13 protein-coding genes are annotated in these 12,141 nt (G+C 68.0%); 1 reads left to right on the forward strand and 12 read right to left on the reverse strand.

All coding sequences use genetic code 11. From position 1 onward, the window contains the following. Positions 1 to 474: 474 nt before the first annotated feature. A complete protein-coding gene (murA, locus tag BN39_RS00005; protein ID WP_019200282.1) occupies positions 475 to 1,728 on the reverse strand; it encodes a UDP-N-acetylglucosamine 1-carboxyvinyltransferase in 1,254 nt (417 codons plus the stop codon). A gap of 60 nt (positions 1,729 to 1,788) precedes the next feature. Here murA and BN39_RS00010 point away from each other — a divergent pair, with 60 nt between their 5' ends. After that, positions 1,789 to 2,394, forward strand: coding sequence for a cob(I)yrinic acid a,c-diamide adenosyltransferase (locus tag BN39_RS00010; protein WP_019200283.1), 606 nt, complete (start codon positions 1,789 to 1,791; stop codon positions 2,392 to 2,394). Between the two features lie 3 nt (positions 2,395 to 2,397). Here the strand turns inward: BN39_RS00010 and BN39_RS00015 are convergent, their stop codons facing one another. The 11 genes from BN39_RS00015 to BN39_RS00065 all read right to left on the reverse strand — a co-directional run bounded on the left by BN39_RS00015 (position 2,398) and on the right by BN39_RS00065 (position 12,098). Continuing rightward, on the reverse strand, positions 2,398 to 2,826 hold the full coding sequence (locus BN39_RS00015) for a DUF2550 domain-containing protein (protein WP_019200284.1): 429 nt from the start codon (positions 2,824 to 2,826) through the stop codon (positions 2,398 to 2,400). A 93-nt stretch (positions 2,827 to 2,919) separates the two neighbouring features. Beyond that, positions 2,920 to 3,303, reverse strand: a complete 384-nt coding sequence (locus BN39_RS00020; RefSeq protein ID WP_040765676.1) for a F0F1 ATP synthase subunit epsilon — start codon at positions 3,301 to 3,303, stop codon at positions 2,920 to 2,922. A 6-nt stretch (positions 3,304 to 3,309) separates the two neighbouring features. Further along, positions 3,310 to 4,755: a F0F1 ATP synthase subunit beta gene (gene atpD, locus BN39_RS00025; protein WP_040765679.1), complete on the reverse strand. Its 1,446-nt coding sequence runs from the start codon at positions 4,753 to 4,755 to the stop codon at positions 3,310 to 3,312. An 11-nt stretch (positions 4,756 to 4,766) separates the two neighbouring features. Then, entirely contained in the window at positions 4,767 to 5,669 is a 903-nt protein-coding gene (locus BN39_RS00030; protein WP_019200287.1) for a F0F1 ATP synthase subunit gamma, read from the reverse strand. Then, positions 5,662 to 7,296: a F0F1 ATP synthase subunit alpha gene (gene atpA / locus BN39_RS00035; RefSeq protein WP_019200288.1), complete on the reverse strand. Its 1,635-nt coding sequence runs from the start codon at positions 7,294 to 7,296 to the stop codon at positions 5,662 to 5,664. Before atpA ends, BN39_RS00030 begins: the two co-directional genes overlap by 8 nt. Before the next feature lie 44 nt (positions 7,297 to 7,340). Then, the gene (locus tag BN39_RS00040; protein WP_019200289.1) at positions 7,341 to 8,687 is read right to left on the reverse strand and encodes a F0F1 ATP synthase subunit B/delta; all 1,347 of its coding nucleotides are present in this window, start codon (positions 8,685 to 8,687) and stop codon (positions 7,341 to 7,343) included. A gap of 1 nt (position 8,688) precedes the next feature. Continuing rightward, positions 8,689 to 9,201, reverse strand: a complete 513-nt coding sequence (locus BN39_RS00045) for a F0F1 ATP synthase subunit B (protein ID WP_019200290.1) — start codon at positions 9,199 to 9,201, stop codon at positions 8,689 to 8,691. Positions 9,202 to 9,231: 30 nt separating this feature from the next. Beyond that, complete coding sequence (locus BN39_RS00050) at positions 9,232 to 9,486, reverse strand: F0F1 ATP synthase subunit C (protein ID WP_040765682.1); 255 nt, start codon at positions 9,484 to 9,486, stop codon at positions 9,232 to 9,234. A gap of 75 nt (positions 9,487 to 9,561) precedes the next feature. Then, complete coding sequence (gene atpB / locus BN39_RS00055; protein WP_019200292.1) at positions 9,562 to 10,317, reverse strand: F0F1 ATP synthase subunit A; 756 nt, start codon at positions 10,315 to 10,317, stop codon at positions 9,562 to 9,564. Continuing rightward, positions 10,314 to 10,727: an ATP synthase subunit I gene (locus BN39_RS00060; RefSeq protein WP_040765683.1), complete on the reverse strand. Its 414-nt coding sequence runs from the start codon at positions 10,725 to 10,727 to the stop codon at positions 10,314 to 10,316. The genes atpB and BN39_RS00060 overlap by 4 nt, the downstream gene beginning before the upstream one ends. 222 nt (positions 10,728 to 10,949) lie before the next feature. After that, positions 10,950 to 12,098 carry an MraY family glycosyltransferase gene (locus BN39_RS00065; RefSeq protein ID WP_051158893.1) on the reverse strand — a complete coding sequence of 383 codons (1,149 nt, stop codon included), beginning with the start codon at positions 12,096 to 12,098 and terminating at the stop codon, positions 10,950 to 10,952. Positions 12,099 to 12,141 lie beyond the last annotated feature (43 nt).

Consider the following 12,141-nt stretch of genomic DNA (forward strand, 5'->3'; position numbering starts at 1 on the left):
GCACCGCCCGATTAGACCCCTGAAGGGGTTGATCGTGTTTTGGCGGATTGGAAACCTTCGCAGGCAACCGTTCCAGGTTACATCGTCGCTCTCTGCTTGTCAAAGTGACTCGGTCGGAGCAACCGTTCTAGCTTAGCAGACCGGATTCTCGTCCGCAACTCGCTCTCGCGAGTGCGTCCGGACCCGGTTCTGAGTCCGCCCACCACATGGAGAAGCCCCACGAACGCGACGAGCGCGTCCGAGATCTCGAGATTCTCTTCCGTGGCGGCCAGCGCGATGATCGTTTCCGACCGTCCCGGTTTCCGACATCCGGCAGCGACTTCGAATTCCCAGGTAGAACCGGGTTTCGGTGGGCTGTCCGGGCGGCGCCGTGGCGCGCTGACTTGAAATAAGTTACACACCTCGGCCGCACAACACAAATCGGCTGGTCATGGGTGCGAAACCACGCGTCGATCCGTGCGGATTCCGGCCCCGTCAGGACACGCGCTGGATCGTGCCGCCCAGCGCGGTCACGTTGCCGACGAAATTCGGGTACCCGCGGTCGATGTGGAACACGTCGTGGACCTCCGTGACTCCATCGGCGCAGAGGCCGGCGAGCACCAGGCCGACGCCGGCCCGGATGTCCGTCGACCACACCGGTGCGCTGGAGAGCTGCTCCACTCCCCTGATCACGGCATGGTGACCGTCGGTCCGGGCGTCCGCGCCGAGACGGACCATCTCCTCGACGAACCGGAACCGCGCCTCGAAGACGTTCTCGGTGATCATCGAGGTGCCCTCGGCGACGCAGGCCATGCCGATGGCCATCGGCTGCAGGTCCGTCGGGAATCCCGGGAACGGGAGCGTCGCGACGTTCACCGCGTGCGGCCGTTCCGGCGAGGCGATGCGGAACCCGTCCTCACGTTCGGTCACGGTCGCCCCCGCGTCCTGCAGCTTGCGCAGCACCACGCCGAGGGTCTCCGGCTCCACCCCGTTGACCGTGATGTCGCCGCGCGTCATCACGGCGGCGAAGCCCCAGGTGGCCGCGACGATCCGGTCGCCGATCACCCGGTGCTCCGTGGGGTGCAGCTTCTCCACCCCGCGCACCATCAGGGTGTCGGTCCCGATACCCGAGATGTCGGCGCCCATCTGCACGAGCATCGCGCACAGGTCCACGATCTCCGGTTCGCGCGCCACGTTGCTGATCACCGTGACGCCCTCGGCGAGCACCGCCGCCATCAGGATGTTCTCGGTGGCCCCCACACTGGGGAACTCCAGCGTGATCTCCGCGCCGACCAACGAATCCGCCTGTGCCACAACACATCCGTGTTCGATGGAGCTCGTGGCACCCAGTGCCCTCAGCCCCGACTGATGCATGTCGAGGGGTCGCGATCCGATCGCGTCGCCGCCGGGCAGCGCCACCACCGCGCGGTGCTCCCGGGCCATCAGCGGCCCCAGTACGCAGACCGACGCGCGGAACTGCTTCACCGCGTCGAAGTCCGCGCGGTGGTTCAGGGTGGCCGGCGTCGTGATCCGCGCCGTCTCCCCCTCGAGCTCCACCTCGGCCCCGAGGCCGCGCAGTACGTCCGCCATGAGCGGTACGTCCAGGATCTCCGGGCAGTTGGTCAGGACCGACGTGCCCTCCGCGAGCAACGTCGCAGCCATCAGTTTGAGCACGCTGTTCTTCGCGCCGCCCACCGTGACCTCGCCGGTCAACCGGGCTCCGCCGTGCACCAGAAACTTCTCACCCACGGGCAATACCCTATGGCACATCGGGCGGCCGCAGTGCCGCGGCGGCGATAGCCTGGGGACATGGCGGTACACCTGACCAAGATCTACACGCGCACCGGAGACGACGGGACCACCGGTCTCGGCGACTTCTCCCGCGTCCCGAAGTCCGATCCGCGGCTGCGCGCGTACGCGGACTGCGATGAGGCGAACGCCGCGCTCGGGGTCGCGGTCACCGTCGGGGATCCCGGGCCCGAGCTCCGCGCCGTCCTACTCCGGATCCAGAACGATCTGTTCGACGTCGGCGCGGACCTTTCCAATCCGGTCGTCGAGAACCCGGAGTACCCGCCGCTGCGGATCTCCCCCGACTACGTCGACCGCCTCGAGGCGTGGTGCGACGAGTACAACGCCGGCCTGCCGAAGCTCGATTCGTTCGTCCTCCCCGGCGGAACGCCCCTCGCCGCATACCTGCACGTGGCGCGCACCGTCGTCCGACGGGCCGAGCGGGCTGCGTGGGATGCCAAGGCGGAGTACGCGGATTCGGTGTCCGCGCTACCGGCGAAGTACCTCAACCGGCTGTCGGACCTGTTGTTCATCCTGTCGCGCGTGGCCAATCCCGACGGGGACGTGCTGTGGCGCCCCGGGGGCGGCGACGGAGCGCGGGCGAAGGGCGCGGCCGGCACCGAGTAGGCGTCATTGCAGCCGCTGGCGGCGCGACGACGGGCGCGATTCGAGCCAGGACTGGAACGCCGTGAGGCCGTCGCGGGCGAAGGCGAGCTCCGCCTCGCCCGCCGGCGTGGAGACCGCGACGATCACCATGTCGCGGTCGATCACGTCGAGCTCCGTACCGGCCGGCGCGCGGCGGCCCACGATCTCCGTCTCGGATCGCGGCAGGGTCCAGCTGGGCCCGAGGCGCACGCTGGAGAGCCGATAGTACTTCAGCTCGTGGTCGTCGTAGCGGAGGGTGCCGTGCCGCCACCCCTGCTCCGGCTCGGCCGGCAGGTAACGGAGGATGATCGGGACTCCCGCGACGCGGAGGCTGTACAGGCGCAGGACCAGGATCGCACCCACGGCGAGCAGCACCAGCACGGCCACCACCGCGCCGAATACCACTCCGCCCATACCGTCGCCTCTCTACGCGTCAGCTGAAGAGAAAAGCCCGAAGCCGGCGGCCCGTTTTCACCGGGCCACCGGCTTCACGCTGCACAACCTATTCTACTTGCCTGCGAGGAACTCGAGCGCGCGGAGTTGTCCCTGCGCGGTCGCCTCCTCCTCGGATCCCTCCGCGGCGCCTTCCAGCTGGCGACGCACATCGGGCTCCGACAGGGACGTGGCCCACTGGGCCCCGTCCGCGAGCACCGTGACCTTCTCGCCGGTCACCGAGAGGAAGCCGCCGTGGACGGCTGCGGCGAGCCGCTCGCCGTCCACCGTGTCGATGGCGACCGCGCCACCGACGACGAGCTGGCCGAACAGCGGCTCGTGGTGAGAGAGAACACCCAACTCACCCTCCGTGGTCTGGGCGATCACGAACGTCGCCTCGCCCGACCACAGCCGCTCCTCCACGGAGACGACCTCGACCTGAAAAGCGGTGTCAGCCAATTCGGGTCACTTCCCGGCGATCTTCTTCGCGGCCGCCTCGACGTCGTCGAGACCACCGCAGCTGTTGAACGCCTGCTCGGGCAGGTGATCGAACTCGCCCTTGCACACCCGGTCGAACGCCTCGATGGTGTCCGTCAGCGGCACGACCGAGCCCTTCTCGCCGGTGAACTTCTCGGCGACGATGAAGTTCTGGCCGAGGAACTTCTGGAGACGGCGAGCGCGCTGCACCGTGACCTTGTCCTCCTCGGAGAGCTCGTCCATACCGAGGATGGCGATGATGTCCTGCAGCTCCTTGTACTTCTGCAGGATGCGCTTGACCTCATTGGCGACGCGGAAGTGGTTGTCGCCCACGATCGACGCCTCCAGGATGCGCGAGGTCGACGTCAGCGGATCCACGGCCGGGTAGATACCCAGCTGCGAGATCGGACGCGAGAGCTCGGTGGTCGCATCGAGGTGCGCGAAGGTGGTGGCCGGCGCCGGGTCGGTGTAGTCGTCGGCGGGCACGTAGATGGCCTGCAGCGAGGTGATCGACCGGCCCTTGGTCGAGGTGATGCGCTCCTGGAGCTCGCCCATCTCGTCCGCCAGGGTGGGCTGGTAACCCACGGCCGAGGGCATGCGACCCAGCAGGGTCGAGACCTCGGAACCGGCCTGGGTGAAGCGGAAGATGTTGTCGATGAAGAGCAGCACGTCCTGGTGCTCGACATCGCGGAAGTACTCGGCCATGGTCAGGGCCGAGAGGGCGACGCGCATACGCGTGCCGGGCGGCTCGTCCATCTGACCGAACACCAGCGCGGTGTCCTGCAGAACGCCCATCTCCTCCATCTCGAGGTGGAGGTCGGTGCCCTCACGGGTGCGCTCGCCGACGCCCGCGAACACCGAGGTGCCCGAGAACTCGCGAGCGATACGGGTGATCATCTCCTGGATCAGAACGGTCTTGCCGACGCCGGCGCCGCCGAACAGGCCGATCTTGCCGCCCTTGACGTACGGGGTCAGCAGGTCGATGACCTTGATGCCCGTCTCCAGGATCTCGGTCTTACCCTCGAGCTGATCGAAGGCCGGGGGCTTGCGGTGGATGCCCCACTGCTCGCCGTCGCGGCCGAGGCCCGGCTGGTCGAGGCAGTCGCCCAGGGCGTTGAACACGTGGCCCTTGACCTTGTCGCCGACCGGCACCCGGATCGGGAAGCCGGAGTCGGTGACGTCGGTGCCGCGCACCAGGCCGTCGGTGGGCTGCATCGAGATGGCGCGCACCAGGTTGTCGCCCAGGTGCTGCGCGACCTCGAGGGTCAGCGTCTTGGCCACGGACGGGAGGGTGACCTCCGCGTTCAGGGCGTTGAACAGGTCGGGAACGGCGCCGCGCGGGAACTCGATGTCGACGACGGGGCCGATGACCCGCGTCACGCGACCGGTGGCCGCAGCGGTGCCCGCCGACGCGGGCTGGGTTGCTGTAGTCATGAATCCACTTCCTAGTTCGCGAGGGCGCCGGCGCCACCGACGATTTCGCTGATTTCCTGGGTGATCTGCGCCTGACGCAGCTGGTTCGCCTCGCGGGAGAGCGAGACTGCGAGCTCCTCGGCGTTGTCCGTGGCCGCCTTCATGGCCGTACGACGCGCGGCGCTCTCCGACGCCGCCGAGTCGAGCAGAGCCGCGAAGACGCGAGTCGCGACGTACTTCGGCAGCAGCGCCGACAGCAGGCTGTCCGCGCCCGGTTCGAAGGTGAAGTTGCGCGGCTCGGTCTCGGCCTCCTCGACCGCGAGCGGCGCCATCCGGCGGACCTCGGGGTTCTGCGAGAGCATCGAGACGAAGCGCGTGTACACGAGGTGCAGCTCGTCGACGCCGTGCGTCTCGACCCCGTCGATCGTGACGTACTCCTGCGAACCCGCCTCGAACAGCTTCACCAGCACCTCGGTGGCGGCCACCGCGTCCGTGTGGTGGGGCTGCTGCGAGAACCCGGTCCACGATCCCGCGACCTGCTGGCCCCGGAACGTGAAGTAGTCGACGCCCTTCTGCCCGAGCACGTACAGGACGGGCTCCTTGCCCTCCGACTTCAGCAGCTGGATCAGTTCACGGGTCTCGCGCAGCACGTTGGAGTTGTAGCCGCCGCACATACCGCGGTCCGACGTCACCACGAGCACCGCGGCGCGCTTCGGGTTCTCCCGTGCGGTGAGCAGCGGGTGGTCCAGCGACCCCGAGTTGCTCGCCAGCTCCGACAGCACCGCGGTCATCTCCTCGGAGTACGGCTTGGCGGCCGCCACGCGTGCCTGCGCCTTGGTGATCCGCGAGGTCGCGATCAGTTCCTGCGCCTTCGTGATCTTCTTGGTCGAGTTGACCGACCGGATCCGGGAGCGCAGCTCACGAATATTAGCCATTGCGCTTGACCTTGATCGTCTCCTGCTCCACGTCCTCGGCGGGCAGGGTTCCCGCCTCGGCCTCGTTCACGACGCGGGAGCCGTCGGAGGCCAGGAAGCTCTGCTTGAACTTCTCCGTCTCCGCGACCAGCGCAGCGGCCTGATCCTTCTCGAGCACCTTGCCGCCCGCGATGGACTCGTAGACGCCGGCCGCGGCGTGATGCAGGTGGCTGAGCAGCTCACCGTCGAACCGGCGCACGTCCTCGACCGGGACCGAGTCGTAGTGGCCCTCGCCGCACAGGTAGATCGAGACGATCTCGTCCTCGACCGACGACGGGCTGTACTGGTCCTGCTTGAGCAGCTCGACCCAGCGGGCGCCGCGCGCCAGCTGCGCCTTCGACGCCTCGTCGAGGTCCGAGGCGAAGGCCGAGAAGGCCTCCAGCTCGCGGAACTGCGCCAGCTCCAGACGCAGCGAACCCGAGACCTTCTTGAGGCCCTTGGTCTGCGCGGCGCCACCGACGCGGGACACGGAGGTACCGACGTTGATCGCGGGGCGGACGCCCTTGTTGAACAGGTCCGACTCCAGGAAGACCTGGCCGTCGGTGATGGAGATGACGTTCGTCGGGATGAACGCCGAGACGTCGTTGGCCTTGGTCTCGATGATCGGCAGCGCGGTCATCGAACCGCCGCCCAGCTCGTCGGACAGCTTCGCCGAGCGCTCCAGCAGGCGGGAGTGCAGGTAGAAGACGTCGCCCGGGTAGGCCTCGCGGCCCGGCGGGCGGCGCAGCAGCAGGGAGATGGCGCGGTAGGCCTCGGCCTGCTTAGACAGGTCGTCGAACACGATGAGGACGTGCTTGCCCTGGTACATCCAGTGCTGGCCGATGGCCGAGCCGGTGTACGGGGCGAGCCACTTGAAGCCGGCCGAATCGGACGCGGGGGCCGCGACGATGGTGGTGTACTCCATCGCGCCGGCCTCGTCGAGCGCCGACTTCACACCGGCGATCGTCGAACCCTTCTGGCCGATGGCGACGTAGATGCAGCGGACCTGCTTGGTGGGATCGCCGGACTCCCAGTTGGACTTCTGGTTGAGGATCGTGTCGATGCAGACCGCGGTCTTGCCGGTCTTGCGGTCGCCGATCACCAGCTGACGCTGGCCGCGGCCGATGGCGGTCATGGCGTCGATGGCCTTGATGCCGGTGGCGAGGGACTCCTCGACCGGCTGGCGCTCGAGCACCGACGCTGCCTGCAGCTCGAGGACGCGCTGCTCCTCGGCCTCGATGTCGCCCAGACCGTCGATCGGCTGGCCGAGCGGGTTCACGACGCGGCCGAGGAACTTGTCGCCGACGGGCACGGACAGCACGTCGCCGGTGCGGCGGACCTGCTGGCCCTCCTCGATGTCCTCGTAGTTACCGAGGATGACGGCGCCGATCTCGTCCTCGTCGAGGTTCAGGGCCACGCCGAGCACCCCACCGGGGAACTCGAGAAGCTCGTTCGCCATCGCGCCGGGCAGGCCCGTGACGTGCGCGATGCCGTCGGCGGTGTCGGAGACCGTGCCGATCTCCTCGCGGGAGGCGTCGGCCTCGAACGTCGATACGTACTGTTCGATCGCGCCCTTGACGTCGTCGGTTGAGATCGTCAACTCAGCCATGAGTACTCGTTTCCCTCTGTGTGGTGGTGGAAGTTTGTGTGTGGTTATCGGGGCAGCTGTTCGGCGGCCTGGTCGAGGCGGGAGGCGATATCGCCTTCGATCACCTCGTTGCCCACCGTGATGCGCAGCCCGCCCAGCAGTTCGGGCACGACCTCGGTCTGCACCGCGATCTTGCGCTGGTAGATGCGGGCCAACAGATCCGCGGCGCGATCCCGTTGGGCGTCGGTCAGTGCGACGGCCGATTCGACCACCGCGACGGACTCGCCGCGACGGGCCGCGGCCAGATCCGCGATCGACGCCACGCCGGCGTCGACGCGACCGACGCGCAGCAGGCGCACCGTCTGGCGCAGCAGCGCCGCGGTGTACTTGTTCACCTGCGCACCGAAGACCTTGTCCAGCAGGGCGATGCGGGAATCCGCCGGCACCCGGGTGTCGGACAGCATCGAGGTGAGCTTCGGCTCCGCCTCCAGGATGCGGCCGGCGCGGAACAGCTCGTCCTCCGTGGCGTCGAGCTGGCCCGCGCGCTCGGCACCGAGCAGCGCACCCACACGGGCCTGCCGCTCCACGGCGTTCGCGAAGTCCACGGGCTCCGACCACTTGGACGCCGCGGCGTCCTGCACGAAGACCACTGCACCGTCGCTGATCTTGCCGCCGAACAGGTTCGACACCAGCTGACGCTTGGCCTCGGCCGACTCCGACGACTCCGAGAGGTGCTTACGGAGCACCGGCTGCTCGTTGAGGACGTGCACCACGTCCGCGAGATCCTCCGAGACCCGGGCCAGCTCGTCGTCGCTGAGCGACTCGACGCGCTTGTCGAAGCCCGCGGAGAGCGCGCGCACCGACTCGCGGCTGGAAGCGCGCAGTGACCGGTTGCCGACGCGGTCGGCCTCGCTCACGCGAGCGGAATCGGCTCCCTCGGTCATCTTCTCGAGCTCCGCGAGCGAGCGGTCCACCGAGGCGGACCGGTTCGCCGGGTCCTCGAGGTGCGAGCGCACCAGGCCGGACGCGACCTGTACGGCCTCGGCGCCGAGCGCGCCGCGGAAGCCCCGGATCAGGTTGCCGCGGTTGAGCGCGATCTGGCCCTCGCCGTGCTCGCCGGCGCGAGCGACCTCGCGCTCCGTCTGCAACCGGAGGTCCTCGCGGATCGCGTCCGCGTCACCGCGGGCCTCCTCGCGGATGCGGCTGCCCTCACGGGCCGCGTCATCGCGGGCGCGCTCGCCCGCCGCTCCGGCCTCGGTGAGCTTCGACGTGGCCGTGGCCGACTCGTCGAGCTGCGACCGGACGAAGTCCTGGCGATCCTTCATGAGCTTGCGGATCGGCGGAACCGCGAACTTCCACAGGACGAACAGGATGACCGCGAAGGCGATCAGGTTACCGAGAAAGACTGCCATTTCAGTTCTTCACCACCGCTTCGTTCGCGAGTTCGTCCAACTTCGACTTGAGGGCGGGGTCCTGCGTCACGTCGAAGCCCAGCACCCGGCTGGCCAACGATGCCGAGAGCGGAGCGAGATCACCGCGTGCCGAGGCGGCCGCGGTCTCACCCGCGGCGCGCAACTGCTCGGTCTTCTCGCGCGTGACCGCGTCCGCCTCGGCGGTAGCCCGCTGCTTCTGCTCCTCCAGCGAGGCGCGGCCCGTGGCCCGCGCCTCGTCCCGGATGCCGCCTGCCTCCGCGCGCGCGGAGGTGATCCCTGCGGCGTATTCGGCCTCGGCGTCCTCGAACCCCTTGGCCGCGGCGCGCCGGTCCTCGGCGGTCTTGGCGATCATCTTGTCGCGATCGTCCAGCACCTTCTGGATCGGCGGCACCACGAAGAACCAGATCACCCCGAGCACGATCAAGAAGATGATCAGGCACGAGAAGAAGGTCCCTGCGGTGGGAAGGAGGAAGTTTCCTTCAGCGAGCTGCATGACGTCGGTTCCCGTCTACTACGAGTGGTATTAGCCAGCTGTGATCGGAGTCGCGAACACGAACAGGGCCATGAAGGCCAGGTTGATGAAGTACGCGGCCTCGACCAGACCAACGGTGATGAAGAACGGGGTCATCAGGCGGCCCTGGGCCTCCGGCTGCCGCGCGATGCCGGCGACGAGCTGGGAACCGGCGAGACCGTTACCGATACCGGCGCCGATGGCGCCGCCACCCATGATCAGGCCGCCGCCGATGAGCGCGCCCTGAGCGATTGTCACATCTGCCATCTTTGTTTCCCTTTCGGTTTCTGGTAGTCGGCCTACCAGGGTCTACAGCACTGAGGCCCGAGTGGCCGCAGCAGGTCAGTGGTGGTCCGTCTTCTCCATGGAGGTGGAGAAGTACAGGATGGTCAGGAGCGAGAAGATGAACGCCTGGATGAGGCCGACGAACAGTTCGAACGACTTCCACAGGGAGTTCGGGAACCACAGCACGTAGGCGGGCAGGAGTGCGATCACCGCGACCATCACCGTGCCGGCGAAGACGTTGCCGAAGAGTCGCAGTGCCAGCGACAGCGGCTTGGAGATCATCTCCTCGATCACGTTGATCGGCGCCAGGCCGATCGCGTGTCCCTTGACGACCTTGGCCGGGTAGCCGAACAGGCCGTGAACCCGGAAGCCCGCGAAGTGGTAGCCGAGGTAGACGATCAGCACCAGCGCGTACACGAAGCTCACGTCGGCGGCGGGCGGCAGGAAGATCTCCGTCGGGGTGCCCTCCGCGTCGGTGTACTGCTGCGGCAGGACCGCCAGCCAGTTCGCCGCCAGGATCAGCGTGAACAGCGCCACGGCGAGGGGCAGCAGGAACGGCGCGACCCGCATGCCGATGGCCGACTCGATCTGCTGGCGCATCTGGATCGTGATGGCCTCCCAGAACAGCTGGACGCCGTTCGGGACGCCCGTGGAGGTCACCTTGGCGCGCAGGAAGAACGCCAGCGCGAGCACGATCGTCCCGGCGATCGCCGTGGCCAGGATGGTGTCCCAGTGAAAGGTCATGCCGAACAATTCGAACGACTTGTAGTGGGCGACCTTGATCGAGCCCTCGGCGTACAGATTCGTGTTCATGACTGCTGGCGGAGTCCTTTCAGAACCGGAATGACAGTGTTGAGTACGAGCACGATCTGACCGACCGCGAGTCCGAAGATCACGCCCAGGCCTTCCGGGCGGAGGAAGTAGGCGACCACCAGGCCGATGGCCGAGACCACGCCGAGCCGGACCATCGAGTTGACGGCGACGGGAACTTTGCGGGGCTCCTCCTCCGCGGTGGCGATCGAGACCTTGATGACCGCGAGCTTCGCGTTGAGGAGGGCGAGGAGTCCGCCCAGGAAGAACCAGGCGGCGAACCAGACGTGACCGAACGAGGCGGCGACACCGGCGGCGACGACCGTCAGGCCGGCCAGGATCACGAACGGATTACCGAAGGTCACAACGCTGCGAACAGCCTGACCGTCGACTGAGGGGGCCGGCGTCGTCATGTGCCCCTCCTTCGGGGTCGGGGTCGCACCCGCGAGTGAGTCTGTCGCGGCGACCGGGCGGCGTCTGCCGAATCCGCGACGTGGGTCACATCACGAATTCTTTGTGATTGGCTGAGACTCTACCAAGAAGTAGGGACACTCCCCACACGGGGGTTCCGCTGGAATCCCGCCTATCAACTACACACGATAGTACTACAGGACGCCCGTCCTACATAACTCGTTTCAGCGATTGGACGGCGCGCCTGACCTCCGGCTTTCGTTGTAGCGTTCTCGCAGCCGGGGCACGATCCGCGGCACCACGGTGAAAACCAGAGCGCTGAGAAGACCCGCTCCGAAGAGGGGCGCGACGAGGGTCGGCGGCAGCATCGTGGAGGCCGCGGCACTCAGGCCCAGCACACCCACCCACAGGTAGATGACCACCACCACGCGGCGCTGGCTGTGACCGATCTGAAGCAGTCGGTGGTGCAGGTGCATCTTGTCGGCGGTGAAGGGGTGCACGCCCGCCCGGGTGCGGCGCACCACCGCGAGCAGGAGGTCGAGCATCGGCACGAACATGACGGCGACCGCGAGCAGCAGCGGCAGCAGAAGGGTGAAGATGTCCGTCGACCCGTAGGCGTTCTGCGAGATCCGGCCCGAGGCGGAGGTGGACGCCGCGGCGAGCGTGAGGCCGAGCAGCATCGAGCCCGAGTCCCCCATGAAGATCCGGGCCGGCTGGAAGTTGTGGGGCAGGAAGCCCACGCAGCCGCCGAACAACGCGGCGGCGATCAGGGCCGGCGGATACGACGGTGCGTCTCCCCCGGACTCGAACATCAGGCCCACCGAGAAGACGAGGATGGCGAGCGCGGCGAGCGCGGCCACGCCGGCCAGCAGACCGTCGAGGCCGTCGATGAAGTTCATCGCGTTCACGGTGGCGACGGTGACGAGGACCGTCAGGAGCCCGGCCTGGAGCTGATCGAGCACGACGGTGGTGTTGATCCCCGGTACGTAGACCACGTTCCACGCGACCCCCATCACGACGAGGAGCGCCGCGGCGAAGATCTGGCCGACGAGCTTGGTCAGGGCGTCGACGCCCCACCGGTCGTCGATGATCCCCACGAGCACGATGACGCCACCCGCGACCAGAACGGCGACCGCGTCCTTGGAATAGGTGAAGCCGCGCGTGAGGGCGGGCAACTGGGCCGCGAGGAAGATGCCCGCGACCATGCCCATGTAGATGCCGACACCGCCCAGCCTCGGCGTGGGGACGACGTGCACGTCGCGCGCCCGCGGCACCGCCACCGCGCCGAACCGCGTCGCGAGCACGCGCACCACAGATGTGACGAAGAAGGTGACAACGGCAGCAGTCAGTCCGACTACCAGTAGTTCTCGCATCGGGACCCCGGCGGAACCGGCCCCGATGACGGCCCCGCCCGAC

This window comes from Tsukamurella sp. 1534 (genome assembly GCF_000312385.1).
Lineage (GTDB): Bacteria > Actinomycetota > Actinomycetes > Mycobacteriales > Mycobacteriaceae > Tsukamurella.

What these genes read in the sequence shown, in the direction of transcription:
- BN39_RS00015 (WP_019200284.1), bottom strand. Translation starts at nt 2,826, where the DNA reads ATGGGCGGAGTGGTATTCGGCGCGGTGGTGGCCGTGCTGGTGCTGCTC.
- atpB (WP_019200292.1), bottom strand. Translation starts at nt 10,317, where the DNA reads ATGAACACGAATCTGTACGCCGAGGGCTCGATCAAGGTCGCCCACTAC.
- BN39_RS00030 (WP_019200287.1), bottom strand. Translation starts at nt 5,669, where the DNA reads ATGGCTAATATTCGTGAGCTGCGCTCCCGGATCCGGTCGGTCAACTCG.
- BN39_RS00050 (WP_040765682.1), bottom strand. Translation starts at nt 9,486, where the DNA reads ATGGCAGATGTGACAATCGCTCAGGGCGCGCTCATCGGCGGCGGCCTG.
- atpD (WP_040765679.1), bottom strand. Translation starts at nt 4,755, where the DNA reads ATGACTACAGCAACCCAGCCCGCGTCGGCGGGCACCGCTGCGGCCACC.
- BN39_RS00060 (WP_040765683.1), bottom strand. Translation starts at nt 10,727, where the DNA reads ATGACGACGCCGGCCCCCTCAGTCGACGGTCAGGCTGTTCGCAGCGTT.
- BN39_RS00045 (WP_019200290.1), bottom strand. Translation starts at nt 9,201, where the DNA reads ATGCAGCTCGCTGAAGGAAACTTCCTCCTTCCCACCGCAGGGACCTTC.
- BN39_RS00010 (WP_019200283.1), top strand. Translation starts at nt 1,789, where the DNA reads ATGGCGGTACACCTGACCAAGATCTACACGCGCACCGGAGACGACGGG.
- atpA (WP_019200288.1), bottom strand. Translation starts at nt 7,296, where the DNA reads ATGGCTGAGTTGACGATCTCAACCGACGACGTCAAGGGCGCGATCGAA.
- BN39_RS00040 (WP_019200289.1), bottom strand. Translation starts at nt 8,687, where the DNA reads ATGGCAGTCTTTCTCGGTAACCTGATCGCCTTCGCGGTCATCCTGTTC.
- BN39_RS00065 (WP_051158893.1), bottom strand. Translation starts at nt 12,098, where the DNA reads ATGCGAGAACTACTGGTAGTCGGACTGACTGCTGCCGTTGTCACCTTC.